22 protein-coding genes and 3 pseudogenes are annotated in these 26,002 nt (G+C 68.3%); 13 read left to right on the top strand and 12 right to left on the bottom strand.

The features are described 5' to 3' along the window. The first annotated feature begins 146 nt into the window (after positions 1 to 146). A complete protein-coding gene (locus tag H0I39_RS08340; protein WP_180550166.1) occupies positions 147 to 2,075 on the top strand; it encodes an acyl CoA:acetate/3-ketoacid CoA transferase in 1,929 nt (642 codons plus the stop codon). Between the two features lie 65 nt (positions 2,076 to 2,140). Here H0I39_RS08340 and H0I39_RS08335 read toward each other — a convergent pair whose 3' ends face one another. Continuing rightward, positions 2,141 to 2,509, bottom strand: a complete 369-nt coding sequence (locus H0I39_RS08335) for a hypothetical protein (RefSeq protein ID WP_180550165.1) — start codon at positions 2,507 to 2,509, stop codon at positions 2,141 to 2,143. A gap of 442 nt (positions 2,510 to 2,951) precedes the next feature. Between H0I39_RS08335 and H0I39_RS08330 the strand changes: the two genes are divergently transcribed. From H0I39_RS08330 to H0I39_RS08285, 10 genes and pseudogenes are all read left to right on the top strand, one after another. Then, entirely contained in the window at positions 2,952 to 3,869 is a 918-nt protein-coding gene (locus H0I39_RS08330; RefSeq protein WP_180550164.1) for a LysR family transcriptional regulator, read from the top strand. Between the two features lie 21 nt (positions 3,870 to 3,890). After that, complete coding sequence (locus tag H0I39_RS08325) at positions 3,891 to 4,340, top strand: DUF2214 family protein (protein WP_180550163.1); 450 nt, start codon at positions 3,891 to 3,893, stop codon at positions 4,338 to 4,340. A 110-nt stretch (positions 4,341 to 4,450) separates the two neighbouring features. Then, positions 4,451 to 6,122: pseudogene (argS, locus tag H0I39_RS08320) on the top strand (arginine--tRNA ligase). A 41-nt stretch (positions 6,123 to 6,163) separates the two neighbouring features. Continuing rightward, entirely contained in the window at positions 6,164 to 6,958 is a 795-nt protein-coding gene (locus tag H0I39_RS08315) for an SPOR domain-containing protein (RefSeq protein ID WP_308645805.1), read from the top strand. A gap of 326 nt (positions 6,959 to 7,284) precedes the next feature. After that, entirely contained in the window at positions 7,285 to 7,686 is a 402-nt protein-coding gene (locus H0I39_RS24030; protein WP_373368271.1) for a thiol:disulfide interchange protein DsbA/DsbL, read from the top strand. A 123-nt stretch (positions 7,687 to 7,809) separates the two neighbouring features. After that, positions 7,810 to 8,436 carry a lipopolysaccharide transport periplasmic protein LptA gene (lptA, locus tag H0I39_RS08305; RefSeq protein WP_180550161.1) on the top strand — a complete coding sequence of 209 codons (627 nt, stop codon included), beginning with the start codon at positions 7,810 to 7,812 and terminating at the stop codon, positions 8,434 to 8,436. 20 nt (positions 8,437 to 8,456) lie between these two features. Continuing rightward, positions 8,457 to 9,251 carry an LPS export ABC transporter ATP-binding protein gene (lptB, locus tag H0I39_RS08300; RefSeq protein ID WP_180551741.1) on the top strand — a complete coding sequence of 265 codons (795 nt, stop codon included), beginning with the start codon at positions 8,457 to 8,459 and terminating at the stop codon, positions 9,249 to 9,251. A gap of 23 nt (positions 9,252 to 9,274) precedes the next feature. Next, on the top strand, positions 9,275 to 10,864 hold the full coding sequence (gene rpoN / locus H0I39_RS08295; protein WP_180550160.1) for an RNA polymerase factor sigma-54: 1,590 nt from the start codon (positions 9,275 to 9,277) through the stop codon (positions 10,862 to 10,864). Continuing rightward, positions 10,861 to 12,189: a THUMP domain-containing class I SAM-dependent RNA methyltransferase gene (locus tag H0I39_RS08290; protein ID WP_180550159.1), complete on the top strand. Its 1,329-nt coding sequence runs from the start codon at positions 10,861 to 10,863 to the stop codon at positions 12,187 to 12,189. The genes rpoN and H0I39_RS08290 overlap by 4 nt, the downstream gene beginning before the upstream one ends. Positions 12,190 to 12,248: 59 nt before the next feature. Continuing rightward, the gene (locus tag H0I39_RS08285; protein ID WP_180550158.1) at positions 12,249 to 12,692 is read left to right on the top strand and encodes a putative toxin-antitoxin system toxin component, PIN family; all 444 of its coding nucleotides are present in this window, start codon (positions 12,249 to 12,251) and stop codon (positions 12,690 to 12,692) included. A 53-nt stretch (positions 12,693 to 12,745) separates the two neighbouring features. Here the strand turns inward: H0I39_RS08285 and H0I39_RS08280 are convergent, their stop codons facing one another. The 6 genes and pseudogenes from H0I39_RS08280 to H0I39_RS08255 all read right to left on the bottom strand — a co-directional run. After that, complete coding sequence (locus H0I39_RS08280; RefSeq protein WP_180550157.1) at positions 12,746 to 13,639, bottom strand: branched-chain amino acid ABC transporter permease; 894 nt, start codon at positions 13,637 to 13,639, stop codon at positions 12,746 to 12,748. A gap of 103 nt (positions 13,640 to 13,742) precedes the next feature. After that, positions 13,743 to 14,627, bottom strand: a complete 885-nt coding sequence (locus H0I39_RS08275; RefSeq protein ID WP_180550156.1) for a branched-chain amino acid ABC transporter permease — start codon at positions 14,625 to 14,627, stop codon at positions 13,743 to 13,745. Positions 14,628 to 14,669: 42 nt separating this feature from the next. Continuing rightward, positions 14,670 to 15,886 (bottom strand): annotated as a pseudogene (locus H0I39_RS08270) (ABC transporter substrate-binding protein). 77 nt (positions 15,887 to 15,963) lie between these two features. Continuing rightward, positions 15,964 to 16,674 carry an ABC transporter ATP-binding protein gene (locus tag H0I39_RS08265; RefSeq protein ID WP_180550155.1) on the bottom strand — a complete coding sequence of 237 codons (711 nt, stop codon included), beginning with the start codon at positions 16,672 to 16,674 and terminating at the stop codon, positions 15,964 to 15,966. Between the two features lies 1 nt (position 16,675). Next, a complete protein-coding gene (locus H0I39_RS08260; RefSeq protein WP_180550154.1) occupies positions 16,676 to 17,449 on the bottom strand; it encodes an ABC transporter ATP-binding protein in 774 nt (257 codons plus the stop codon). Positions 17,450 to 17,881: 432 nt separating this feature from the next. Then, a pseudogene (locus tag H0I39_RS08255) lies at positions 17,882 to 19,585 on the bottom strand (FMN-binding glutamate synthase family protein); the annotation flags it as partial. Positions 19,586 to 20,023: 438 nt separating this feature from the next. Here H0I39_RS08255 and H0I39_RS08250 point away from each other — a divergent pair. After that, the gene (locus H0I39_RS08250; protein WP_180550153.1) at positions 20,024 to 21,604 is read left to right on the top strand and encodes an ABC transporter substrate-binding protein; all 1,581 of its coding nucleotides are present in this window, start codon (positions 20,024 to 20,026) and stop codon (positions 21,602 to 21,604) included. A 303-nt stretch (positions 21,605 to 21,907) separates the two neighbouring features. Further along, a complete protein-coding gene (locus H0I39_RS08245; RefSeq protein ID WP_180550152.1) occupies positions 21,908 to 22,108 on the top strand; it encodes a hypothetical protein in 201 nt (66 codons plus the stop codon). A gap of 32 nt (positions 22,109 to 22,140) precedes the next feature. On the opposite strand, the gene H0I39_RS08240 is transcribed toward H0I39_RS08245, so the two are convergent. The 5 genes from H0I39_RS08240 to H0I39_RS08220 form a co-directional block, all read right to left on the bottom strand. Continuing rightward, positions 22,141 to 22,671, bottom strand: coding sequence for a CinA family protein (locus H0I39_RS08240; RefSeq protein WP_180550151.1), 531 nt, complete (start codon positions 22,669 to 22,671; stop codon positions 22,141 to 22,143). 6 nt (positions 22,672 to 22,677) lie between these two features. Next, the gene (locus tag H0I39_RS08235) at positions 22,678 to 23,151 is read right to left on the bottom strand and encodes a phosphatidylglycerophosphatase A family protein (RefSeq protein ID WP_180551739.1); all 474 of its coding nucleotides are present in this window, start codon (positions 23,149 to 23,151) and stop codon (positions 22,678 to 22,680) included. A gap of 171 nt (positions 23,152 to 23,322) precedes the next feature. Continuing rightward, positions 23,323 to 24,906: a DUF4139 domain-containing protein gene (locus H0I39_RS08230; RefSeq protein WP_180550150.1), complete on the bottom strand. Its 1,584-nt coding sequence runs from the start codon at positions 24,904 to 24,906 to the stop codon at positions 23,323 to 23,325. 138 nt (positions 24,907 to 25,044) lie between these two features. Beyond that, entirely contained in the window at positions 25,045 to 25,323 is a 279-nt protein-coding gene (locus tag H0I39_RS08225; protein ID WP_180550149.1) for a helix-hairpin-helix domain-containing protein, read from the bottom strand. Continuing rightward, positions 25,323 to 25,946 carry a glutathione S-transferase family protein gene (locus H0I39_RS08220; protein WP_180550148.1) on the bottom strand — a complete coding sequence of 208 codons (624 nt, stop codon included), beginning with the start codon at positions 25,944 to 25,946 and terminating at the stop codon, positions 25,323 to 25,325. The genes H0I39_RS08225 and H0I39_RS08220 overlap by 1 nt, the downstream gene beginning before the upstream one ends. Between the last annotated feature and the right edge of the window lie 56 nt (positions 25,947 to 26,002).

Below are 26,002 nucleotides of genomic sequence, written 5' to 3'. Positions count from 1 at the left end.
CGCTGCAGACACTGTATTCGAATTGTTTTGGGCAATAAATGGCAGGCAGATTGAAAAACCTTTGACTTTTTCGCAATGATTAGTCGTGCCTTCGATCTCGACTGCAGGCGTATGCTGCGCTCCACACATAGAACGAGGAGACGCGCATGCCCGGCTTCGATCCGCACCAGATCCACCACAGCCCGTACAAGAACAAGATCGTCACCGCCGCCGAGGCCGTGCAACTGGTGCACGACGGCGACACCGTGGCCACCGGCGGCTTCGTCGGCATCGGCTTTGCCGAAGGCGTGGCGGTGGCGCTGGAAGAGCGCTTCCTCGCCTCGCAGCACCCGCGCGACCTGACGCTGGTCTACGCCGGCGGCCAGGGCGACGGCAAGACGCGCGGGCTCAACCACTTCGGCCACGCGGGGCTGCTCAAGCGCGTGATCGGCGGGCACTGGGGCCTGGTGCCCAAGGTGCAGAAGCTGGCTGTGGACAACCAGATCGAGGCCTGGAACCTGCCGCAGGGCGTGATCACGCACCTGTTCCGCGACATCGCCGCCGGCAAGCCGGGCACGCTGACGCGCGTGGGGCTCGACACCTTCGTCGACCCGCGCCACGGCGGCGGCAAGCTGAACGCGCGCACCACCGAAGACCTGGTGCAGCTGCTGCGCGTGGGCGACGAGGACTGCCTGCTCTACAAGGCCTTCCCCATCCACGTCGGCATCATCCGCGCCACCACAGCCGACCCGGACGGCAACCTGACCATGGAGCGCGAGGCGCTGACGCTGGAGGCGCTGGCCATCGCCATGGCGGCGCGCAACTCGGGCGGCGTGGTGATCGCCCAGGTCGAGCGCCTGGCCGAGCGCGGCACGCTGCACCCGCGCCAGGTCAAGGTGCCGGGCGTGCTGGTGGATGCGGTGGTGGTGGCGCACGACCCGGCGCACCACCAGCAGACCTTTGCCGAGCCCTACAACCCAGCCTTCGCCGCCGAGATCCGCGTGCCGGTGGACCGGCTGGCGCCCATGGGCCTGTCGGAGCGCAAGATCATCGCCCGCCGCGCGGCGCTGGAGCTGCGCCCGCACCAGGTGGTCAACCTCGGCATCGGCATGCCCGAGGGCGTGGCCAACGTGGCGGCGGAAGAGAAGATCATCGACCTGCTGACACTCACCGCCGAGCCCGGCGTGGTGGGCGGCATCCCGGCCGGCGGGCTGAACTTCGGCGCCGCGGTGAACCCGCAGGCCATCATCGACCAGCCCTACCAGTTCGACTTCTACGACGGCGGCGGGCTCGACCTGGCGGTGCTGGGCCTGGCGCAGGCCGACAGCCAGGGCAACCTGAACGTCAGCAAGTTTGGCCCGCGGCTGGCGGGGGCGGGCGGCTTCATCAACATCAGCCAGAACGCGCGCACGGTGGTGTTCGTCGGCACCTTCACCACCGGGCAACTGGAGGTGCGGCTTCAGGATGGGCAACTCGCCATCGTGCGCGAGGGCGGCGCGCGCAAGTTCGTGCGCGCCGTCGAGCACCGCACCTTCAGCGGCGCCGAAGCGGTGCGGCGCGGCCAGCGCGTGCTGTACGTGACCGAGCGCGCCGTGTTCCGCCTGGTGCCGGCCGAGGACGGTGACGGCGGTGCGCTGGAGCTGTTCGAGATCGCGCCCGGCATCGACCTGGAGCGCGACGTGCTGGCCCACATGTCGTTCAAGCCGCACATCGCGGCCGATCTGAAGACCATGGACGCGCGCTTGTTCGTGCCCGAGCTGATGGGCCTGCGCAGCGATCTGCTGGAGCGCCCGCTGGGCGAGCGCCTGCACCTCGACCCGGCGGCGCGCGTGCTGCACATCGACTTCTCGGGGCTGCAGGTCAACTCGTCGGCCACCATCGTCGCCATCGACTCGGCCGTGCGCGCGCTGCTGCAGCCTTTCGGCGAGCGGGTGGACGTGGTGGTCAACTACGACCACTTCGGCATCGTGCCCGAGCTGGTCGACGCCTATGCCGACATGGTGCACGGGTTGACGGCCGAGCTGTACAAGCGCGTCACGCGCTACGGCACCACGGGCTTCGTCAAGTCGCGCCTGAAGTTCGCGGCAGGCGACTGATTGCTAATGAATTGATAGCTGTTTGCGCTTTCTGGACGGGCGCTGGAGGCTGATTTGGCTTGAAATCACTCCAGCGGCTCGCGCACCGAGCGCACCGCCATCCACAGCGCGGCGATCCACACCGGCGCCGCCTGCACCAGCGCCAGGCCGAAGCTGCCCTTGGCGATCTGCCAGGCCCAGGCCAGCGCCACCAGCAGCAGCACGCCATGCAGCACCATGGCCCAGCGGCTGCACTGCAGCAGCAGCCAGCCTACGGCGGCCGAGCCGACGCCGCACAGCAGGTAGTACAGCCCGCCGCCGCGCGACAACATCACCAGCCCGCCGAACATCAGCATCACGCCCCAGGCGATCAGCACCAGGCCCACCAGGCGTGGCGGGCCGTCGGCGCGCGAGCGCGCCTCGTCCTGGCGCGCGATCAACTCCAGTTGCTGCACCAGTGCGTCGTGCGGCGCGGGGGCCGGGTCGTCGGCAGGGGCCGGCGGCGCCAGGGGCGGGTCGACCGCGCCGCGCAGGGGCTGCGACGGCGCGCTCGGTCAGGGTCGGGATCGGGCCAGCCGGCGGGCGCGGGGCCGACGTGGGCCTGGGCGGCGTGGCGCTGGGCATCGCGGCCGGGCTGCTGCCGGTGGCTGCGCGCATGCGGCCTTCCAACTCGGCCTTGGCGCGCCGGCTGCCGCGCTCAGCCAGCTTCTGCAGCTGCACCAGCTCAGCGTGCGGACATCGACGCTGGATTTGGCGGAGGACGAGGACGGTGCGGCGGACATGGTGTAACAAGGCGCGACAGGCGCGCGCCATGATCGCACACCCCGCCAGCACCACCAAAGGCCGTGTGGCGCCCGCGCCGCACCTGTGCGCGGCCGCTGCGGATAATTCCCGCCCATGGACAAGCTCAAGGCCTTCGAGACTTTCGCCTCGGTGGCTGCGCGCGGCTCGCTCAGCGCCGCCGCCCGCGCCGAAGGGGTGGCACCGGCCGTCATCAGCCGCCGGCTCGACGCGCTGGAAGAGCACCTGGGCGTCAAGCTGCTGGTGCGCACCACGCGCCGCATCGCCCTCACCCATGAGGGCACGGCCTTTCTGGACGACTGCCAGCGCATTCTGGCCGAGGTGGCGGGGGCCGAGGCCAGCGTGTCGGCCGGCGGCGTGCAGGCCAGCGGGCATTTGCGCATCACCGCGCCGGCGGGCTTTGGGCGACGGCACGTGGCGCCGTTGCTGCCGGATTTTCACGCCGCGCACCCGCGGCTGCGCATCTCGCTCAACCTGTCCGACCGCGTGATCGACCTGGCCGGCGAAGGCTACGACTGCGCCGTGCGCGTGGGCGACCTGCCCGATTCGTCGCTGGTCAGCATCCGCCTGGCCGACAACCGCCGCATGGCCGTGGCCGCGCCCGACTATCTGGCGCTCCGCGGCACGCCGCAGCACCCGCGCGATCTGGCGCAGCACGATTGCCTGGTGCTGTCGTCCGACGCCTCGCAGACGCGCGGCTGGGCATTCGCGGATGAGGACGGGCAAGTGACGTACCTGCGCCCCGGCGGCCCGCTGGACTGCAGCGACGGCCAGGTGCTGCACGACTGGTGCCTGGCCGGCCACGGCATCGCCTGGCGCAGCACCTGGGAGGTGGAGCACGAGATCGCCGCCGGCCTGCTGGTGGAGGTGCTGGCCGACTTTGCCGCGCCGCCCAACGGCATCTACGCCATCCTGCCGCACCCCACGCGCCACGCGCCGCTGCGGGTGCGGCTGTGGGTGGATTTCCTGCGCGAGCGCTACGGCGATGCCGCCTTCTGGCGCCGCGCGGGCTGAGGCGGCGGTTAGCATCGCGCCATGCTCGAACCCTGGCTCGCCTTCTTTCACATCAGCGCCTTCCTGGGCTGGATCGTGTTCGCCTCGGCGCAGGCCGCGCTGTGCCGCACCGAATGGCTCAACGCCGCCGTGGTGCCGCGGCTGGTGCGGCTGGACGTCATCCTGTGGATTGCCACCGCCGCCGTGCTGCTGTCGGGCCTGGCGCGCATCTACTGGGGCGCCAAGGGCAGCGCCTGGTACTGGAGCAACTGGCTGCTGCATCTGAAGCTGACGCTGTTCATCGTCGCCGCCATCATGCAGATTGGCCCCGCGCGGCAGTACCGCCGCTGGCGCGACCGGCTGGCCGCTGGCGGCGCGCTGCCGTCCGACACCGAAATCCGGGGTGCGCGCCGGCTGGTGATGCTGGCCACGCACGTGGTGGCGGTGATCCCGCTGGCGGCGGTGTTCCTGGTGCGGGGCTGGGGCGCCTGAAGCGTCGATAGCTATCGTATAGATAGCTGATTGCGCTTGCCGGATAAGCGCTGAAGGCCGATTTGGCTTGTAATCCAGGGGCGGCGGTGCCGGCCGCCTAAAATCCGCCGATGCAATCCGTGAAGAACGAACTGCTCGCCGCGCTGGCGGCCGAGCTGGACCAACTCTCGCCCGGCGCAGGCGAGAAGGCCGCCTTCGAATCGCCCAAGCAGGCCGCGCACGGCGACCTGGCCTGCACCGCCGCCATGCAGCTGGCCAAGCCGCTCAAGAGCAACCCGCGCGCGTTGGGTGAGCAGCTGAAGGCCGCGCTGGAGGCCACGCCGGCATTCCAGCGCTGGGCCGACGCCATCGAGTTGGCCGGACCGGGCTTTCTGAACATCCGCCTCAAGCCCGCTGCCAAGCAGCAGGTGGTGCGTGATGTGCTCTCTGAAAAAGCGCGCTATGGGCAGCAGCCGCCACGCAACGAGCGTGTGCTGGTCGAGTTCGTCAGCGCCAACCCGACCGGCCCGCTGCACGTCGGCCACGGCCGCCAGGCGGCGCTGGGCGATGCCATCTGCAACCTGTTCGCCACCCAGGGCTGGCAGGTGCACCGCGAGTTTATTACAACGACGCGGGCGTACAGATCGAAACGCTCACCACCTCGGTGCAACTGCGCGCCCAGGGCCTGAAGCCGGGCGACGCGGGCTGGCCCGAAGCCGCCTACAACGGCGACTACATCCAGGACATCGCGAACGACTTCCTGGCAAAGAAGACGGTGCAGGCCGACGACCGCAGCTTCACCGCCAGCGGCGACGTGAATGACCTCGATGGCATCCGCCAGTTCGCCGTTGCCTACCTGCGCCACGAGCAGGACAAGGACCTGCAGGCCTTCCGTCTGAAATTCGACGAGTACTACCTCGAGTCGAGTCTCTACACCTCGGGCCGTGTCGAGGCCACGGTGCAGAAGCTCATCGACGCCGGCAAGACCTACGAGCAGGACGGCGCGCTGTGGCTGCGCACCACCGACTACGGCGACGACAAGGACCGCGTGATGCGCAAGTCCGAGGGCGGCTACACCTACTTCGTGCCCGACGTGGCCTACCACATCACCAAGTGGGAGCGTGGCTACCCCAAGGTCGTCAACATCCAGGGCACCGACCACCACGGCACCATCGCCCGCGTGCGCGCCGGTCTGCAGGCGGCGGGCGTGGGCATCCCGGCCGGCTATCCCGACTACGTGCTGCACACCATGGTGCGCGTGATGAAGGGTGGCGAGGAGGTCAAGATCAGTAAGCGCGCCGGCAGCTACGTCACGCTGCGCGATTTGATCGAGTGGACCAGCGCCGATGCCGTGCGCTTCTTCCTGCTCAGCCGCAAGCCCGACACCGAATACACCTTCGACGTCGACCTGGCGGTGCAGAAGAACAACGACAACCCCGTGTACTACGTGCAGTACGCCCATGCGCGCATCTGCTCGGTGCTGGAGGCCTGGGGCGGCGACGCGGCCACGCTGGCCGATGCCGATCTGGCGCCACTCGATACGCCCGCCGCGCAGGCCCTGATGCTGCAACTGGCCAAGTACCCCGACATGCTCACCGCCGCCGCGCAGGACTTCGCGCCGCACGACGTCACCTTCTACCTGCGCGAGCTGGCCGCCAGCTACCACAGCTACTACGACGCCGAGCGCATCCTGGTGGACGACGAAACGGTGAAAAAGCCCGCCTCGCCCTGGTCGCCGCCACGGCGCAGGTATTGCACAATGGCCTGTTGGTGCTGGGCGTGTCGGCCCCCACCCGGATGTAACGCGTTATCCCACCATGATTTTTCACTTCAACGATCGGGCCGTGCCAAGGCGCGCCGCGGGCCATCAGGGCGGCGGCACCTTCCTCGGCATCATTCTGGGCATCGTCTTCGGCCTGGCGGCGGCGCTGGGCGTGGCCATCTACGTGGCCAAGGTGCCGGTGCCCTTCGTCAACAAGAACACCTCGCGCACCAGCGGCCAGGACGCCGCCGAGGCCGAACGCAACCGCAACTGGGACCCCAACGCCACGCTGCGCAACCGCAATGGCGCGCGGCCCAGCGCGCCCAACGGTGGCGTGGCCAGCGGCACCGTGGCCCCGGCGCCCGAGCCGGCGCCCATTCCCGCGCCGGCCGAAGTGGCGCGCCCCGCGCCGCGGAGTGCGCCCACGCCGGCCGAGGTGAAGCCCGCCGAACCCCGCACCGCCGAGGCCAAACCGCCCGCGCGCGCGGCGGAAAAGCCGCCGGCCGAACCCACGCCGCCCGCCGTGGCCGAGCGCAAGCCCGCACCCGCCCCGGTGCCGCCGCGCGCCCAATCCAACGACCCGCTGGGCGATCTCGCCGCGGCACGCGCCGGCACCACGCCGCCTGCCGCCACGGTCGATCCGTTCACCTACTTCGTGCAGGCCGGTGCCTTCCGCACGCCCGACGATGCCGAGGCGCAGCGCGCCCGCCTGTCGCTGATGGGCGTGGAAGCCCGCGTGACCGAGCGCGAGCAGGCCGGTCGCACCGTGTACCGCGTGCGGGTGGGCCCGTTCCAGAACAAGGACGCCGCCGACCGCGTGAAAGACCGCCTGGACGGCAATGGTTTCGACTCCGCGCTGGTGCGCGTGCAGCGGTAAAGTTTCACAAAGCTGGTCGAGTCGCGAAGCTGCTGAGGAACTTCGCGCCGGCGGGCCGGCTCCATCAGCCGCATTCCCGAATTTGGAGAACAACACATGAATCGTCGCGAATTTGCCTTCGGTGCTTCGGCCCTGGCACTGCCGGGCCTGCTGGCTCTGCCCGCCCATGCCCAGTCGGGCGTCGGCTACACCACGCTGAAGGACCGTGCCCCCGTCGAGGCGCCCGCAGGCAAGGTCGAGGTGGTCGAATTTTTTCGTATGGCTGCTCGCACTGCAAGAACTTCGAGCCCATCTTCACGGCCTGGAAGAAAGCCGCGCCGGCCGATGTGGTGGTGCGCCGCGAGCACGTGGGCTTCCAGAGCAGCTTCGAGCCGCTGCAGCGCATCTATTACGCGCTGGAGTCCATGGGCGAGGTCGACAAGGTGCACGCCAAGGTGTTCGAGGCGCTGCAGACGCAGCGCAAGCGCATCGACAAGCCGGAGGTGCTGTTCCCCTGGATCGCCGAGCAGGGCCTGGATCGCGCCAAGTTCGAGGCGGCCTACAAGTCCTTTGGCGTGGCCACCAAGGTGCGCCGCGCGGTGCAGTTGCAGGACGCGTACAAGGTCGAGGGTACGCCCGCGCTGGGCGTGGCCGGCCGCTACTACACCGACGGCTCGATGGCCGGCGGCTTCGAGCGCATGATCCAGCTCGCCAACAACCTGATCGCCCAGGAGCGCAAGCGCGGCTGATGCAGCGGTTGCCACAAGGCGTCTCCAAGCCCGCTTCGGCGGGCTTTTTCACGCCTGTGCACCCGCGCGCGCCGTGGCCCGCGCGTACAATGAAACGAGCCATAAAGCAAAAACGTGCCTTCCATGAAGCCTTCCGTTTTCACCCGTACCGGCGCGGCCGCCGCCCTGTGCATCCTGTTGACGGCGCCCGCGTGGGCCGAACGCGCCGACCGCGACAAGCCGATGAACATCGAGGCCGATGCGCTGCGCTATGAGGATCAGAAGCAGCTGTCCACCTTCAGCGGCAACGTGGTGGTGACCAAGGGCAGCATCGTCATGCGCGGCGCGCGCCTGGAGGTGCGGCAGGACGCTGCAGGCAACCAGTCGGGCACCATGTTCGCCGAGTCGGGCAAGCGCGCGTTCTTCCGCCAGAAGCGCGAGGGCGTTGACGAATACATCGAGGGCGAGGGCGAAACCATCGAATACAACGGCAAGGCCGACACCGTGCGCTTCGTGCGCCGTGCCGAGATGCGGCGCCTGGCCGGCGCCACCGTGATGGACGCGGTCATGGGCAGCCTGATCGTCTACAACAACACCACCGAGGTCTACACCGTCGACGGCACGGCGCGCGCCGACGGCACGCCATCGGCCGCGCCGGGTGGGCGCGTGCGCGCCACGCTGGCGCCGCGCAGCCATGGTGGTGCGGCCCCTGCGCCCGCACCGGTGCCGCTGCGGCCGTCGACCACGCTGCCGCCAGGGGCCGGCCAGTGAGCGCAGTGGCCATCGACGACCTGGCCTCCAGCTTCAGTGCCACCGCGCCGGGCGCGCTGGCGGCCGCCCCGGGTCAGAGCCGCCTGGAGGTGCGCGGGCTGCGCAAGAACTACGGCGCGCGCCGCGTGGTACACGATGTGTCGCTCGACGTGGTGAACGGCGAGGTGGTGGGCCTGCTGGGCCCCAATGGCGCTGGCAAGACCACGTCCTTCTACATGATCGTCGGCCTGGTGCGGGCCGACGCCGGCACCATCGCCATCGATGGGCAGCCGATCCACGACATGCCGATCCACCAGCGCTCGCGCCTGGGCCTGTCGTACCTGCCGCAGGAGGCGTCGATCTTCCGCAAGCTCACGGTGGCCGAGAACGTGCGCGCCGTGCTGGAGCTGCAGGTTGGTCCCGATGGCCGTGCCCTGCCGCGCGCCGAGATCGAACGCCGCCTGACCGAGCTGCTGGAGCAGTTGCACGTGAACCAGCTGCGCGACTCGCCCGCGCCTGCGCTGTCGGGCGGTGAGCGGCGCCGTGTCGAGATCGCCCGCGCTCTGGCCACGCAGCCCCGCTTCATCCTGCTGGACGAACCCTTTGCGGGTATCGATCCGATCGCCGTGATCGAGATCCAGCGCATCATCGCCTTCCTCAAGAGCCGGGGCATCGGCGTGCTGATCACCGACCACAACGTGCGCGAAACGCTGGGCATCTGTGACCACGCCGTCATCATCAGCGAGGGGCGCGTGCTGGCCACAGGCACGCCGGCCGACATCGTGGCCAATCCCGAGGTGCGACGCGTCTACCTGGGCGAGCACTTCCGCCTGTGACCGCGGAGGCTGGGCAGTAGGCAGTGAAACCCGGGCTTTCCCTTCGCGTCTCGCAGCATCTGGCGCTCACGCCGCAGCTGCAGCAATCAATCCGCCTGCTGCAGCTGTCGACGCTGGAGCTGGCCAGCGAGGTCGAGCAGATGCTCGACGACAACCCTTTCCTGGAGCGCGATGACGAGGCCGCGCCGCGCGAGGAGTTCGGCCTGACCCGGGCCGATGCGCGCGTCAGCGAGGGCGATCGGATCCAGGAAGTCGCTTCTGAATCGATAGCTGCTGGCGCAGATGGGTCAGGCGCAGAAGCCGAATTTGGCACTGAATCCCCGCTGCCGGACAGCTGGGACGGCGATGGCAGTGTCGAAGTGTCGCCCGACGACGGCGAATGGGGCGGTGATGCCCCGGCGCGCGCCAACAACCTCGACGGCGACGACGAGCTGGACCCGGGCGAGCGCGCCCGCCCGCAAGAGTCCCTGGCCGAGCACCTGCACCGCCAGGCGCTGGCGCTGCGCCTGTCGCCCGAGGACACGGCGGCACTGCGCTTTCTGATTGAATCGCTCAACGACGATGGTTACCTGGAAGATTCGCTCGCCCAGCTGGCCGCCACGCTGACCGACGAAGGGGACGACCTGGAGCATCTGGAAGAACTGGTGCACCGCTTCACCCTGGGGCTGAAGCTGCTGCAGTCGCTGGAGCCGGCCGGCGTGGGTGCGCGCAACCTGGCCGAGTGCCTGACGCTGCAGCTCAAGAGTCGCCAGGCCGAGCGCGACGTGGACGCGGTCGAGCAGGCGTGCATCGCCGCCGCGCTGCGCATCTGCGCCCAGCATGGCGCCGTCGATCTGCTGGCGCGGCGCGATGCCAAGCGCCTGGCCCAGCTCACGGGCGACGGTGAAGACGCTGTGCGTGCCGCCATGCAGTTGATCGGCCGGCTCGACCCCAAGCCGGGCCGCCAGTTCGCCGACGTCGAACGCAACACCGTGGTGCCCGACGTCATCGTCAGCAGCGTGGGCAGCGGTGCGGCGCAGCGCTTTCGCGTGCAGCTCAACCCCGACGTGATGCCTAAGCTGCGCGTGCACGACATCTACGCCAACGCACTGCGCGGCGGCAAGGGCGGCGAGAACCACCAGGCGCTGGCCCAGCGCCTGCAGGAGGCGCGCTGGTTCATCAAGAACATCCAGCAGCGCTTCGACACCATCCTGCGCGTCTCCACCGCCATCGTCGAGCGGCAGCGCAATTTCTTCATCCATGGCGAGCTGGCCATGCGCCCCATGGTGCAGCGCGAGCTGGCTGATGAACTGGGCGTGCACGAGTCCACCATCAGCCGCGTGACCACCGCCAAGTACATGGCCACGCCGCGTGGCACCTTCGAGTTGAAGTATTTCTTCGGCTCGGCCCTGGGCACCGAGGCCGGTGGCAACGCCAGCAGCACCGCGGTGCGCGCGCTCATCAAGCAGTTCATCGCCGCCGAGGACACGGCCAAACCACTGTCCGACAACCAGATCGCCGACATGCTGAAAGAACAGGGCATCGACTGCGCGCGCCGCACCGTCGCCAAGTACCGCGAGGGCCTGCGCATTCCCATCGCCAGCCTGCGCAAGGCCACGGCGGGTGCCGCATGAAGACGCTCACCCTGTTCCTGCCCTGTGCCGGCGGCGTCGAGGACTTCCTGGCCGACGAAGTGCACGGCCTGACCGGTCTGGTGGGCGAAGACCTGCTCACCGTGCGTGGTGGGGTGCGTGTGCGTGGCGACTGGGCGCTGGCCCTGCGCCTGAACCTGCACAGCCGGCTGGCGCAGCGCGTTCTGGTCGAGCTGGCGCACGCGCCGTATGCCGACGAGCACGACCTGTACCACCTGGCTGCCGGCGTGGCGTGGGAGGAGTGGTTTACACCGCGCCAGAGCTTTCGCGTCGACATCACCGCGCAGGGCAGTCCGCTGCGCAGCCTGAACTTCGCCACGCTGCGCGTGAAGGACGCCGTGGCCGACCGTTTTCGCGAGCGCGCGGGCGGCGTGCGCCCGAGCATCGACACGCAGCGCCCCGATGCGCGCGTGACTGCACACCTCAGCGCCAGCCACGCCACGCTGTACATCGACACCAGCGGCGAGCCGCTGTTCAAGCGCGGCTGGCGGCAGGACAAGGGCGACGCGCCGCTGAAGGAAACGCTGGCCGCCGCCATGCTGGCCGCCAGCGGCTGGTGGCAGCCCGCTATGCGGCAGGTGTTGCCGGTGCCACTGTACGACCCCTGCTGCGGCAGCGGCACCATCGTCATCGAGGCGGCGCAACTGGCGCTGGGCCTGCCGCCAGGCGGGCAGCGGCGCTTTGCTTTCGAGCGGCTCAAGCCCTTCGATGCACAACAATGGAATGCTATCAAGAAAGAATCTGCTGGCGCAGTACCCGCGGGCGCTGAAGGCCAAAATGGCTTGAAACCCACGGTGCATGTCTTCGGCAGCGACGTGGCGCACCGCATGGTCGACTTCGCGCAGCGCAATGCCGAGCGCGCGGGCGTGGCCCATGCCGTGCAGTTGCGCGGCGGCGATGCCCTGCAACGCATGCCGCCCACCGAACAGCCCGGTGTGCTGCTGATGAACCCACCCTACGGCGAGCGCATTGCCGCCGCCGGTGTGGCGGGGCGCCGGGCGGGCGGGCGCGAAGCGTTCCAGAGTGGCACCCTGGCGCGCCAGCGCAGCGATGATGTCGCGCCCGCGCTGGAGGTCAACGCCGGTGATGAATTCTTTACCCGCCTGGCCGCGCACTGGAAGGGCCACTACGCCGGCTGGACGGCGTGGCTGCTCACGCCCGACCTCAAGCTGCCGGGCCGCCTGCGCCTGAAGGAATCGCGCCGCGTGCCGCTGTGGAACGGGCCGATCGAATGCCGGCTGTTCCGCTTCGACCTGACGGCACGGCAGGTGAATTTCAAGCCAAATCAGCCTTCAGGCCAGGAATGACAGGCGCGAATAGCTATCAATATGATAGTTATGAAATGCTTTCTGGTCGCACTCCGGCCATGTACGGCGAGATCGTCATCGACACCAACTGCGTGCTGGACCTGTGGGTGTTTCATGACCCGGCCGTCGACGCGCTGCGTGCTGCCCTGACGACCGGTCGGCTGCGCTGGATCGCCACGCCGCCCATGCGCGAAGAACTGGCCCGCGTGCTGGCCTACCCGCGCATCGCAACCCGACTGGGCCGGCCAGGTCCGACCCGCGATGCGGTGCTGGCGGCCTTCGACGAATGGGTGGTGCCGGTCGACGTGCCGGTGCCGGCTTCTGTGCGCTGCCGTGACCCGGACGACCAGGGCTTCATCGACCTGGCGGTGGCCCGCCGCGCGCTGCTGCTCAGCAAGGACGCCCGCGTCACGGGCCTGGCGCGTCGCCTGGCGCCACTGGGCGTGCACGTGCTGCGCCGGTGGCCGGTGGTGTCGCCGGCCAAGGCAGACAAGCCAGCGTGAAGCGAACGGAAAACGGCGCCTTTGAGGCGCCGCTTTTTCTGACCATGGGGTGATCAGAGCGACTTTTTGATCGCTGCCCCGATTTCGCCCACGATGCCGCGGCGGAACAGCAGGACCACGACCACGAAGATGATGCCCTGCACGATGGTGACCCAGGCGCCCAGCTGCGCCAGGTAGTTCTGCATACCGACCATGATCGCAGCGCCGATCACCGGGCCGAAGATGGTGCCCAGGCCGCCCACCAGCGTCATCAGCACCACCTCCCCTGACATGCTCCAGTGCACGTCGGTCAGCGAGGCCAACTGGAACACCAGCGCCTTGGTACCACCTGCCAAGCCGGCGATGGCTGCCGACAGCACGAAGGCGCGGTGCTTGAATTTGGCGGTGTCGTAACCCAGCGAGGTGGTGCGCGGCTCGTTCTCGCGGATCGCCTTCAGCACCTGGCCGTAGGGCGAGTGGATGATGCGGTAGATCAGCAGGAACCCGCCCAGGAAGATGGCCAGCACGAAGAAATACATGGCCAACGGCTGCGACAAGTCGATCAGCCCCAGCAGGCGCCCGCGCGGCACGGCCTGGATGCCGTCCTCGCCACCGGTGAACGGAGCCTGCAGCGCGAAGAAGTACACCATCTGCGCCAGCGCCAGCGTGATCATCGTCAGGTAGATGCCCTCGCGGCGAATGGCCAGCTTGCCCGCTATCCAACCCAGCACGGTGGCAGCGGCCACGCCCAGCAGGATGGCCAGTTCAGGCGTCAGGCCCCACACCTTGGCAGCGTGGGCGGTAACGTAGCCTGCACTGCCAAAGAACATGGCGTGTCCGAAGGACAGCAGGCCCCCAAAACCCAGCAACAGGTTGAAGGCGCAGGCGAACAGCGCAAAGCACATCACCTTCATCATGAATACCGGGTACAGGCCCACGAAGGGCGCTGCGACCAGCACCGCGGCCATGATGAAGAACAGGATGCGGTGCAGGCGGGCGTTGTCGGCCGGAGCGGCGGCGCGTGCAGCGGCGGGGAGGAAACGGTGGTAGCGGTGGCAGACATGTCGGTTCTTACTTCTGCGTGCCGAACAGACCGGCCGGACGGATGAGCAGCACGATCGTCATGATGATGAAGATGACGGTGGTCGAGGCTTCGGGGTAGAACACCTTAGTCAGGCCCTCGATCAGGCCCAGGCCGAAGCCGGTGACGATGGCACCCATGATGGAGCCCATGCCACCGATCACCACCACCGCAAACACGACGATGATCAGATCAGCGCCCATCTGGGGGCTGACCTGGTAGATCGGGGCGGCCATCACACCGGCCAGTGCCGCTAGCGCCACGCCGAAGCCGTAGGTCAGCGTGATCATGCGCGGCACGTTGATGCCGAACGACTGCACGATCTGGGGATTCTCGGTGGCAGCACGCAGGTAGCCGCCCAGTTTGGTGCGCTCAATGATGTACCAGGTGGCCAAGCACACCACCAGCGAGGCCACGATGACCCAGGCACGATAATTGGGCAGGAACATGAAGCCCAGGTTCTGACCGCCCTGCAACTGCGAGGGCATGGAATAAGGCAGGCCGGTGGAGCCGTATTCGTTGCGGAAGATGCCCTGGATGATGAGCGCCAGGCCGAAGGTCAGCAGCAGGCCATACAGGTGATCGAGCTTGTATAGGCGCGACAGCATGGTGCGCTCGACGAGCACGCCGGTGGCGCCCACCAGGATCGGCACCAGCAGCAGCGACCACCAGTAGCCGAGGCCCAGTTTGTTGAGCAGCAGGTAGGCGCCGAAGGCACCCAGCATGTACTGGGCGCCGTGGGCGAAGTTGATGATGTTGAGCAGGCCGAAGATCACCGCCAGCCCGAGCGACAGCAGGGCGTAGAACGAGCCATTGATCAGGCCAATGAGCAACTGGCCCATCATGGCCTGGATCGGGATGCCGAAGAGTTCCATAGATCGTTCGCCGCCGTGCGGTCGCTTGGGTTCAGGCTGTGATTACTTCTTGGCGACCAGCGGGCAGGCGCCTTCGCCGATCGGGCGGAACGCCTTGTCGGCGGCGATGGTCTGCTGCAACTTGTAGTAGTCGTAGGGGCCCTTCGACTCGGACGGCTTCTTGACCTCGAACAGGTACACCGGGTGGATCTTGCGGCCGTCGGCGCGGATGCTGCCCTTGCCGAACAGCGGATCGTCGGTTGGCAGTTCCTTCATCTTGTCCACCACCTTGGTGCCGTCGTCGGTCTTGGCGGCATCGACGGCCTTCAGGTAGTGCAGCACGCCGGCGTACACGCCAGCGTGGTCGGACGACGGGTACTTGCCGCCGTTGGCCGCCACGAAACGCTTGGTCCAAGCGCGGCTGGCGTCGTTCAGGTCCCAGTACCAGGACTCGGTCACGTTCAGGCCTTGCGCCGTGGCCAGGCCCAGGCCGTGCACGTCGGGCAGGAACACCAACAGGCCGGCCAGCTTCTGGCCGCCCTTGACGATGCCGAACTCGGCTGCCTGCTTGATCGAGTTGATGGTGTCGCCGCCGGCGTTAAGCCGATGATCTTGGCCTTGGACGATTGCGCCTGCAGCAGGAAGGACGAGAAGTCCTGCGTGGCCAGCGGCACCTTCACGCTGCCCAGCACCTTGCCGCCGGACGCCTTGACGACCTCGGAGGTGTCACGCTCCAGCGCGTGGCCGAAGGCGTAGTCGGCGGTCAGGAAGTACCAGGTGTCGCCACCGTTCTTCACCACCGCGCTGCCGGTGCCGTGCGCCAGCATCCAGGTGTCGTACAGCCAGTGCACGGTGTTGGGCGAGCAGTCCTTGCCGGTCAGGTCGGACGTGGCGGAGCCGGTGTTGATATAGGCCTTGCCCTTCTCCTTGGTGACCTGGTTGATGGCCAGGCCGACCGACGAGGTGGGCACGTCGATGATCATGTCGACGCCGTCGGAGTCGTACCACTTGCGGGCGATGCTGGAGCCGACGTCGGGCTTGTTCTGGTGGTCGGCGGAAACCACCTCGACCTTCAGGTTGGACTTGGTGGCCTTGATGTAGTCCTCCACGGCCATCTTGGCAGCCAGCACGGAGCCGGGGCCGCCGATGTCGGCATACACGCCCGACATGTCGTTCAGGACGCCGATCTTGACGAGGTTGCCCGAAATCTGGGCTTGCGCTAGGCCGGCGCTAGCCAGGCCGATACCGGCGATCAGGGCGCTGAGCAGTTTGCGTTTCATCGATACATCTCCTTAATGGATGGACTGCCAAAGAAAAAGGACAGGGGAAAAAGGGACAGGGAAAAACAATCAGGGACTCAGACCCCGAGGTACTCTTGCAACATTTCCATGTTGTCCTGCAACTCGGTGGCGGTGAACTCGCGCACGATCAGGCCGCGCTCCATGATGTAGAAGCGGTCGGCCAGCGGCGCGGCGAAGCGGAAGTTCTGCTCCACCATCAGCACGGTGAAGCCGCGCTGGCGCAGTTCCTTGATCATGCGGGCCAGCGCCTGCACGATCACGGGTGCCAGGCCTTCGGAGATTTCATCCAGCAGCAGGGTCTTGGCGCCCGTGCGCAGGATGCGGCCCACGGCCAGCATCTGCTGCTCGCCGCCCGAGAGGCGCCCGCCGGGGCTGTTCTTGCGCGCCTTCAGGTTGGGGAACATCTCGTAGATCTCGTCCACGCTCATGCCGCCCTCGGCCACCTTGGGCGGCAGCATGAGGTTTTCCTGGCAGGAGAGCGAGGCCATGATGGCGCGCTCTTCCGGGCAATAACCCAGGCCCAGCCGGGCGATCTGGTGCGGTGCCATCTTGATGGTCTCGACACCATTGACCTGGATCGAGCCGGTGCGCTTGCCTGTCAGGCCCATGATGGCGCGCAGCGTGGTGGTGCGGCCGGCGCCGTTGCGGCCCAGCAGCGAGACCACCTCACCGGGCATCACCTCGATGTTGATGCCGTGCAGGATGTGCGATTCGCCGTACCAGGTGTGCAGATCCTGGATGCGGATGGCGGGGGTGGTGTTGCTCATCTCAGTGTGCCCCCTGCAAGACTTCGTCGGCGCTGCCCATGTAGGCTTCCAGCACCTGCGGGTCCTTCGATACCTGCTCGTATTGCCCCTCGGCAATCACCTGGCCGAACTGCAGCACGGTGATCATGTCGGCGATCTTGCCGACCACGCCCATGTTGTGCTCGACCATCAGCACGGTGCGGTTGGCCGCCACCTTCTTGATGAGTTGGGTGACCATGTCCACGTCCTCGGAGCCCATGCCCTGCGTCGGTTCGTCCAGCAGCATCAGCTTCGGCTCCATGGCCAGGGTGGTGGCGATCTCCAGCGCGCGCTTGCGGCCGTAAGGCAGCTCCATCGCCTTGTGCTGCGCGAAGTCGGCCAGGCCGACGAAGCCCAGCAACTCCATGCAGCGGTCGTTGAGGCGATCGAGCGTGCGCTCCGAACTCCAGAAGTTGAACGCCGTGCCCAGCTGCTGCTGCAGCGCCACGCGCACGTTCTCCAGCACCGTCATGTTGGGGAAGGTGGAGGAAATCTGGAACGAGCGCACGACGCCGCGGCGTGCGATGTCGGCCGGCTTCTCACGCGTGATGTCATGCCCGTCGAACAGGATCTGGCCGCGGGTCGGGTCCAGGAACTTGGTCAGCAGGTTGAAGCAGGTGGTCTTGCCGGCGCCGTTGGGGCCGATCAGCGCATGGATCGTGCCGCGACGCACCTGGAGGTTGACGTCGTTGACGGCTACGAAGCCCTTGAACTCCTTGACGAGTCCACGCGTTTCCAAAATGTTGTCCGAACTCATGCGGCTCGCGGTGCCTTGAAGACTGTGAAAAACGGGCGGATTATGCGTGACGCACTGCAGCATTCAGCTAGGGTTTTTACCCGCCATGAACATGCGTGAACGCTTATTTAAAAAGGACTTGCACAGGCCTTCAAAACGCCTGCCGTGCAGGGTGTGTTGACGAGGAAAACCCGAATGCGCCGACAGCGCCCGCTGCAACACTGCAAGCCCTGTTCAACGTGCATCGGAGCCGCGCCATGCATCGGGCACTTCGGTGGCCGATGCCGGCGTGGCCGCATCGGGCGAGGCTTGCGTGGGCTCGATGGTGCTGCGCGCCGCCGGCCCGGGCGCCTGCGCCGGGCGCATCTGGCGTGCCACCTCGTAGGCCGAGGGCGGCGCGCCGGAGGGCCGCACGCCGCTGCGCACGCGCAAGTCGGGCGGCGCCTCGCCGGGCGCCGGCTCGCGCGGATCGAAGCTGTCGGCGCTGGCCAGCGGCCAGTACAGCCGGTACACGTTGGGCAGATGGCCCAGGTCGTTGAGGATGGCGCCGGGCGCCATCTGCGGCATCAGCGACGACAGCAGCCGCACCTCGGCATCGTCGATGCGGCGCACGATGTGGTGTGCGGTGATCTGGCTCGGGTGCGTCAGCCCGGCCGCCTGCAGCAACTCCTTCAGCGCGTGCATGGTGTTGGCATGGAACTGCGCCACGCGCGGCGCCTTGTCGGCCACCACCAGCGCGCGCTGGCGCGCCGGGTCTTGCGTGGTCACGCCGGTGGGGCAGCGGCCGGTGTGGCAGGTCTGCGCCTGGATGCAGCCCAGCGCCATCATGAAGCCGCGCCCGGCATTGGCCCAGTCGGCGCCCAGCGCGACCATGCGCGCGATGTTGAAGGCGTTGGTCACCTTGCCGGCGCAGCCCAGGCTGATGCGCTCGCGCAGGCCCACGCCGACCAGCGTGTTATGCACCAGGCGCAGGCCCTCCTGCAAGGGCGTGCCGACGTGGTCGGTGAACTCGACCGGCGCCGCGCCGGTGCCGCCCTCGGCGCCGTCGACGACGATGAAGTCCGGCGTGATGTCGGTGGCCAGCATGGCCTTGACGATGGCGAACCATTCCCACGGGTGGCCGATGCACAGCTTGAAGCCCGTGGGCTTGCCGCCCGACAGCTGGCGCAGTTGCGCGATGAACTGCATCAGCTCGATTGGCGTGGCAAAGGCGCTGTGCGCCGAGGGCGAGATGCAGTCCATGCCCACCGGCACGCCGCGCGCGGCGGCGATCTCGGGTGTGACCTTGGCCGCCGGCAGCATGCCGCCGTGGCCGGGCTTGGCGCCCTGGCTCAGCTTCAGCTCGATCATCCTGATCTGCGCGTCGCGCGCCTGCTCGGCAAAGCGCTCGGGGCTGAAGTGGCCGTCGGTGGTGCGGCAGCCGAAGTAGCCGGAGCCGATCTCCCAGATCAGATCGCCCCCGTGCACGCGGTGGTATTGCGAGATGGAACCCTCACCCGTGTCGTGCGCGAAGCCGCCGATCTTCGCGCCCTGGTTCAGCGCCAGGATGGCGTTGGCCGACAGCGCGCCGAAGCTCATGGCCGAGATGTTGAACACGCTGGCGCTGTAGGGCTGCGTGCACGGCGCCACGCCGGGCAGCGGCGCGCCGGGGCGGCCGCCGATCCAGAGGCGGAAGTCCTGCGATTCGATATGCGTGGTGTGCAGCGAGTGGTTGATCCATTCATAACCTTCGACACCCACGTCGAGTTGCGTGCCGAAGGGCCGGTTGTCCGGCTCGCCCTTGGCGCGCTGGTACACCACCGAGCGCTGCGCGCGCGAGAACGGCTGCGCCTCGGTGTCGCTCTCGATGAAATACTGGCGGATCTCGGGGCGGATGAACTCCAGCCCGAAGCGCAGCCAGCCCACGATGGGGTAGTTGCGCAGGATGGCATGGCGCGTCTGGTTCAGGTCGTGAATGCCCAGCGCCACCAGCGCGCCCGACAGCACGAACCACGGCAGGCCGCGGCCGAAGGCGATGAGGGCAAACAGGCTGAGCACGAACACCAGCACGCACAGCGCCAGCGTGCTGTAGCGCACGGTGTTGGTGAAGGTCAGGGTGGGGGCATCGGCAGTGACTCCGCAAGGGCGGGCGCGGCGCCGGCAGGCCGCGCCGAACATCGGCAGGCCGCGCTGCACCGCCAGGGTGCGGCCGGCCAAGGGTGGGGCACAGCCTAACACCCGCGGGTTGCGGTGGGCGGTTGGCATCAAAAACACTTGATCATCAACAAGTCGCCAATGACGGGCGGACCGCATCCGCTGTGTGGGAGCGGGTTTGCCCGCGATCAAGCGTTGGTGGCGACGAGGCGCCTCATCGCGGGCAAGCCCGCTCCCACAACGTGGTCTGATACTGGTTGCCCATCACGCAAAAACAATAGCGGCCTGCGCCCTGTTTGAAATGATTTCAGGATGAAATGCCTTGAAATCAAGTTTCTGCGTGCGCAAGCAGCTATCTTTTTGATGTGGCCGCCCCGCTGCGTCAGGGACTTCCCTCTGTGTCGGCGGCCCTGCAGCTTGCATACTGACGCGTTTTGCAACCGCACAGGAAGGGCCAACAACATGAACATCCGCACCCTCTCTCTGGCCGCGCTGGCCGTGTGCTGCGCGCTGCCGCTGCACGCCAAGACCTTCCGGTGGAGCAGCGCCAGCGACATCCCCACGCTCGACATCCATTCGCAGAACAACGCGCTGGGCAACGGCGTGCACGCCGCCATCTACGAATCGCTGGTGTACTACAACAGCAAGAGCTTCAAGATCGAGCCCATGCTGGCCACCGCCTGGAAGCAGGTCAGCCCCACGCACATGCAGTTCACGCTGCGCGAGGGCGTGAAGTTCAGCGACGGCAGCGCGCTGACGGCCGAGGACGTCAAGTTCTCCATCGAACGCGCCATGGCCAAGACCTCGAACTACCACGTCTTCACCCAGGGCATCGACCGCGTCGAGGCCGGCGCCGGCAGCATCGACATCCACACCAAGTCGCCCAACCCGGTGCTGCTGAACCAGCTGACCGAGCTGCGCATCATGAGCAAGGCCTGGGCCGAGAAGAACAACTCCACCCAGCCCAAGGACATCAAGACCAAGGAAGAAAGCTTTGCCCACCGCAACGCCATGGGCAGCGGCCCCTTCATGGTGAAGGAGTGGCAGCCCGACCAGCGCCTGGTGCTGGTCGACAACCCGAACTGGTGGGGCCACGCCGCCAAGGCCAAGCCGGGCAACGTCACCGAGATCGTCTACAGCCCCATCAAGTCCGAGGCCACGCGCATGGCGGCGCTGCTGTCGGGCCAGGTCGACCTGGTGCTCGACCCCACCCCGCAGGACCTGCAGCGCGTGCAGGCCAACAAGGCGCTGAAGGTGGTCACCGGGCCCGAGAACCGCACCATCTTCTTCGGCATGGACCAGCACCGCGACGAACTGCCCGGCTCCAACATCAAGGGCAAGAACCCGCTGAAGGACCAGCGCGTGCGCCAAGCGCTCTACCAGGCCATCGACATTGACGCCATCCACAAGGTGGTGATGCGCGGCCAGAGCCAGAACACCGGCACGCTGATCGCGCCGCAGGTGGCCGGCTGGACCAAGCGCGCCGACCAGCGCTACCCCTTCAACCTGGCCGCGGCGCAGAAACTGCTGGCCGATGCCGGCTACAAGGACGGCTTCGAGGTCGACTTCGCCTGCCCCAACAACCGCTACATCGCCGACGAGCGCATCTGCCAGGCCGTGGCCGCCATGTGGTCGAAGATCGGCGTCAGGGCCAAGCTGCGCACGCTGCCGCTGGTCACCTACTTCCCCATGATCCAGCGCTACGAGGCCAGCATCTACATGCTCGGCTGGGGCGTGCCCACCTTCGACGCGCTGTACAGCCTGCAGTCGCTGGTGCGCAGCGTGGGCGCCGGCGGCGACGGCAACTACAACGTCGGCCGCTACAGCAACCCGCAGATGGACGCGCTGATCGAGCGCATCAAGGTCGAGGTCGACCAGAAGCGCCGGCTGGAGCTGATCGAGCAGGCACTGATCCTGGAGCACCAGGACGTGTCGCACCTGCCGCTGCACAACCAGGTCATCCCCTGGGCGATGAAGAGCAACGTCGACGTGACGCACCGCGCCGACAACCGGCTGGATTGGCGGTTGATCACCGTGAAGTAAGCGCGCACAGCCCGTGCCGCCAAGGGCTGCCCGCGGGCAGCCCTTTTGCATGGGCGCGCGGGCCACGCGGAGGACGCCCCGCAAAAGGGGGGCTTGAAAATTATTCAAGGCAAGAAAAAGGCCTTCAGCGCCCATAAGCCGGGCGCAAGAAGCTACTTTTTTGACGGTTCAAACGGCGTCAAAACGCTATCGCCTGTGATTCCATTTCCAGTTCATACCGTTTCGGGTTCCAAACGTTAGCTCTTGACGGATGACGCAATGAATTCGCTGCGCGGCGTGATGACGAAATGACACCGCTGATGCGTGGACTGCCTTGCACTTGGCTGGCGTCATGGCGGCGCAGCCGCCGTCATGGAAGCGCAGCGAGGTCATTTCGTCATCGCATCACGTGCCAGCAACCATCTTTTTGAACGCGAAGCAGTATCAATCGCCGCCGTGCCGGCGAAGGCCGGGATCCATGTTGCTCCGCACACGCCGTCTGGATTCCGGCTTGCGCCGGAATGACGAGCTATTGCAGCTCTGATCTGGAAATGGAATCAGGCCTCGGCCGGCCCCTGCAAGCGCTGCACCAGCCGCGCCAGCGCATGCGCCACCGTCTGCGCACGCACGGCGGCGCGGTCGCCGTCGAAGTGCTGGCGTTCGGCGAACGTCTGCCCATCCACGCACCAGCCGAACCACACCGTGCCCACTGGCTTGCCGGCACTGCCGCCGCTGGGCCCGGCGACGCCGGTGACGGCCACGCTGAGCTGGGCGCGCGAGTGCGCCAGGGCGCCTTCGGCCATGGCGCGCACCACCGGCTCGCTGACGGCGCCGTGCGCTTGTATCAGCGCGGCGGGCACGCCCAGCAGCTCGGTCTTGGCGGCGTTGCTGTAGGTCACGAAGCCGCGCTCGAACCAGTCGCTGCTGCCGGCCAGATCGGTGCAGGCGGCGGCGATCAGGCCGCCGGTGCAGCTTTCGGCGGTGGCCAACAGCCAGCCGCGCCGGCGCAGCAGGGTGGCCAGGTCTTGAACGATTTCGGCTTCCAGCGACCGCCCAGAAAGCGCAGACAGCTCATTGTTTTGTAGCATCCGGCGTCACCATGCGCGCCACAGCGCGATCACCACCAGCGTGCAGAAGGCGGCCACCAGGTCGTCCAGCAGGATGCCGAAGCCGCCTTTCCAGCCGCGCGCGCTGTGCAGCAGGCGGTCGGCCCAGCCCACGGGGCCGGGCTTGGCGGCGTCGAAGAGGCGGAACAGCGCGAAGGCCACGAACTGCGCCCACAGCCCGGCCGGCAGCAGCAGCCACAGCACGAGCCAGAACGAGACGATTTCGTCGATCACGATGGCGCTGGGGTCGGCGCTGCGCAGGTGGCGCGCGGTCACGGTGCTGCTCCACACCGCCAGCGGCAGCGATGCGGCCAGCAGCCAGCCCAGCTGCGCGGGCGTCAGCCACCAGCCCAGCACCACCCACGCCAGCCAGGCCCACAGCGTGCCCGCTGTGCCGGGCGCCACGGGCGACAGGCCGGCGCCGAAGCCCAGCGCGATCCAGTGCGCCGGGTGCGCGCGCATGAAGCGGGCGGTGGGCCGCACGGCGCCGGCGGGTGGTGGGCCGTCGCCGGGGGCGCGGTGGCTTCCAGGTCGATGGGAGGCGCCGGGCCGCGGCGGCCGGCTTCCGGCGCAGCCGGCTCCAGCGGCCGCGCGCGCACGTCGCTCACGTCGTCGCGCGGGGCGTTGGCCAGCTCATGGGCGCTCGCGCAGCCGCGCGTCCTTCGGCCAGGTGATGACGTGCTCGGCGCTGAAGCGCTGCGTGGCACCGGCGGGCAGCGGCTGCGCCCACAGCACGGTGCCGGGCTGGTCGTTCCAGCGCTGGCTTTGCGGCTCGGGCTGGTAGCGCGATTCGACGCGCACGTCCTCGTGCTCGGGCACCGGCGCGGCGTCCAGCACCTGCAGCGTGATGCCGTCGCGGTGGCGGTTCTCCACTGTGTACAGGCGGCTCACGCGGCGCTCGTTGCGGCTGCCGATGAAGCCGCCCGTGCCGTCGGTGCGCTGGGGTTGCTCCATGCGCACGCTCACCAGCTCGTCGCGCCCGAAGGCCAGGCCCTGGCGGCCGAGTTGCGCGGTGTCGAAGCGGCCGTTGCCCACGTAGGCGCCGTCGCGGTACAGGTTGACTGGGCCGGCCGGCCACACGCCGGGCGGCGGGGCGATCTCGGCGATCAGGTAGGCCGTGGCATCCAGCGCGGGCGTGGTGCGCACCTTCAGCGTGGTGTCGGCCAGGTGCTCGCCCAGCGACAGCGTGACGCGCTGGCCGCTCGAAGGCACGCTGATGCGCTGCGGCACGGCGAATTCGGTGGCGAAGCTGCCGTCGAACACGCTGACGTCGAAGCTGGGCATGGCTTCCGCCGCGTCGGTGGCGGCCACGCGCGCGCGCGACATGGGCGCGGCCGCCAGCGCAGGCGCAGGCGCCATCGCCGGGGCGGGCATGGGCTGCACCGGCGGCTCGATGCCTACCCGCCACGGCCGTGGCAACGGCCCCTGCGTGGCCGCGCCGGGCTGGCCGGTGGACAGGGTGAGCTGCACGCCGTCCCAGTCCTCACCCGTGGCCTGCGCCACCAGCGCCTGGCGTTCCAGCCGCACCTGTTTCGTGGCGCTGTCCAGCGTGGCGCGGTAGCTGGGCTGCCAGCTGGGGCCGCGCACCTGGTACGACAGGCGCAGCTCGCCACCCTGCGGCGCGGCCAGCGTCACCTGCACGGTGCTCACGCGGGCGCCCTGCGCGCCGGCGCGGTCGCGCTCGGCCAGCAGCGGCTTCAGGTCGCGCTCCAGCGCCTCCTGCTGGCGCTTGATCTGGTGCTGGCGCGTCAGCGCCTCGCGGGCCGACTGGCGCAGCGCCGTCACGGTGGCACCGATCTGCGCCGGCGGCGTGGCGCGGCCTTCGCCGTTGCCGGCGTTCTCGAAGCTCTTGAGGTAACCCGCCGCGTAGCCGATGCCGGCGCTTTCGGCCTGCAGTGCGGCGATCTGGTCTTCCAGGCCGCGGATGCGCTCATCCAGCGGGCTGGCGCAGGCGTTGCCCAGCAACTCGCGCGCCTGCTGGCGCACCGCCAGCTCGCCCACGCGCACCGTGGCATCGCTGCTCACCTGCAGACTGGCGGCGTCCAGCCCCGCCGGCAGGCAGGCAAAGATGGCTTGCCGCGCGCCGGGCGCCAGGCGCAGCGTGCGCTCCACGGTGGCGCTGCCGGGGTAGACCTTGACGCGGACCACGCGCGAGGCGTCGGCTCGCGTCTCGGTCGATTGCGCCTGCGCGGGCGACAGCGCGCACAGGGCCAGCATCGGCAACAGCAGGCGCCAGCGCGGCCCTGAATGAGCGAGAGACTTGAGGTGCATGGCCTGCATGCTAGCAGCGCGGTGGGTGGCTTCGTGTTTTTGAATCAAACAGGCGCCTGGCGCTTGTCCATCAAGCGCAAGCAGCTATGAATTCGGGAGTGATTGGGTGCCGGATGAGCGCGGCTGCCGCGTGGCTTCCTGCGCCGCAGCGATGGCGCCGTGGATTGCCGTCCGCGCCTGCGGGCTGTTGTTCCAGCAGCTCGAGCCCGCCAATGCCGCGCCGCGCGCCAGAACGTCGGCAGCGTTGGCGCGCGCCAGGTGCGCCAGCGACTCGATGCCCATCTGCTCCAGCCGCGCGATCACGGTGGGGCCGACGCCCTTGACGGCCAGCAGCGCTTGGCGCTCGCTCGGCGCGAAAGGCATCAGCCGGCCGGCTGCAGCTTGGCCGCGGCTTCGTCGTCGATGGCGTTGGCGCGCTGGGCTGCCGGGCGCCTGGCGTGCAACTCGGCAAAGCGCACGAATTCAGGCCGTGGCTCCAGCATCTTGAACTGCAAGTAAAAGCCGATCGACGCGGCGACGAACAAATCGGCGGCGGTGAAGTGGTCGCCCGCCAGATGGTCACGCCCTTTCAGCGCACCTTCGAGCGTGGCGAGCACGTCGGCTTCGGAGCCGTAGCCGGCCTGTTCGGGCTTGGCCAGCGCGCCGGCGCTCTTGGCGGTGAGCATCGCTTCCAGCGGCGCCATGAAGGCGATCCAGCGGTAGTAGGGGCCGCGCGCCGGCGTGCCCACGGGCGGCGCCAGCTTTTTCTCGGGCACCAGATCGGCCAGGTACAGCAGGATGGCGGCGTTCTCCGTCACCACGGTGTCGCCGTGCTGGATGGCCGGCACCTTGCCCATCGGGTTGATGGCGCGGTAGTCGGGCGCTTTCATGGTGGTGCCGTACTCGAGCAGCACGGTGTCGTAGGGCAGGCCGGTTTCTTCCAGCATCCAGCGCGCCACGCGGCCGCGCGACATGGGGTGGGTGTAGAAGGTGAGTGGGGTGGTCATGAGTTTCTCCTTGGTAGTGCAGGCGTGGATATGTCTTGCACACGGACAATGTCGAG

It is taken from the genome of Ottowia beijingensis (genome assembly GCF_013423955.1).
GTDB lineage: Bacteria > Pseudomonadota > Gammaproteobacteria > Burkholderiales > Burkholderiaceae_C > Ottowia > Ottowia beijingensis.
Note: the sequence above shows the minus strand (reverse complement) of the source record. Positions and strands in the feature narration are given on the sequence as shown.

Excerpts from the sequence above, each read along its gene's own strand:
- H0I39_RS08340 (WP_180550166.1), top strand. The coding sequence starts at position 147 with ATGCCCGGCTTCGATCCGCACCAGATCCACCACAGCCCGTACAAGAAC.
- H0I39_RS08330 (WP_180550164.1), top strand. The coding sequence starts at position 2,952 with ATGGACAAGCTCAAGGCCTTCGAGACTTTCGCCTCGGTGGCTGCGCGC.
- H0I39_RS08325 (WP_180550163.1), top strand. The coding sequence starts at position 3,891 with ATGCTCGAACCCTGGCTCGCCTTCTTTCACATCAGCGCCTTCCTGGGC.
- lptA (WP_180550161.1), top strand. The coding sequence starts at position 7,810 with ATGAAGCCTTCCGTTTTCACCCGTACCGGCGCGGCCGCCGCCCTGTGC.
- H0I39_RS08290 (WP_180550159.1), top strand. The coding sequence starts at position 10,861 with ATGAAGACGCTCACCCTGTTCCTGCCCTGTGCCGGCGGCGTCGAGGAC.
- H0I39_RS08285 (WP_180550158.1), top strand. The coding sequence starts at position 12,249 with ATGTACGGCGAGATCGTCATCGACACCAACTGCGTGCTGGACCTGTGG.
- H0I39_RS08280 (WP_180550157.1), bottom strand. The coding sequence starts at position 13,639 with ATGGCCGCGGTGCTGGTCGCAGCGCCCTTCGTGGGCCTGTACCCGGTA.
- H0I39_RS08275 (WP_180550156.1), bottom strand. The coding sequence starts at position 14,627 with ATGGAACTCTTCGGCATCCCGATCCAGGCCATGATGGGCCAGTTGCTC.
- H0I39_RS08265 (WP_180550155.1), bottom strand. The coding sequence starts at position 16,674 with ATGAGCAACACCACCCCCGCCATCCGCATCCAGGATCTGCACACCTGG.
- H0I39_RS08260 (WP_180550154.1), bottom strand. The coding sequence starts at position 17,449 with ATGAGTTCGGACAACATTTTGGAAACGCGTGGACTCGTCAAGGAGTTC.
- H0I39_RS08250 (WP_180550153.1), top strand. The coding sequence starts at position 20,024 with ATGAACATCCGCACCCTCTCTCTGGCCGCGCTGGCCGTGTGCTGCGCG.
- H0I39_RS08240 (WP_180550151.1), bottom strand. The coding sequence starts at position 22,671 with ATGCTACAAAACAATGAGCTGTCTGCGCTTTCTGGGCGGTCGCTGGAA.
- H0I39_RS08235 (WP_180551739.1), bottom strand. The coding sequence starts at position 23,151 with ATGCGCGCGCACCCGGCGCACTGGATCGCGCTGGGCTTCGGCGCCGGC.
- H0I39_RS08230 (WP_180550150.1), bottom strand. The coding sequence starts at position 24,906 with ATGCTGGCCCTGTGCGCGCTGTCGCCCGCGCAGGCGCAATCGACCGAG.
- H0I39_RS08225 (WP_180550149.1), bottom strand. The coding sequence starts at position 25,323 with ATGCCTTTCGCGCCGAGCGAGCGCCAAGCGCTGCTGGCCGTCAAGGGC.
- H0I39_RS08220 (WP_180550148.1), bottom strand. The coding sequence starts at position 25,946 with ATGACCACCCCACTCACCTTCTACACCCACCCCATGTCGCGCGGCCGC.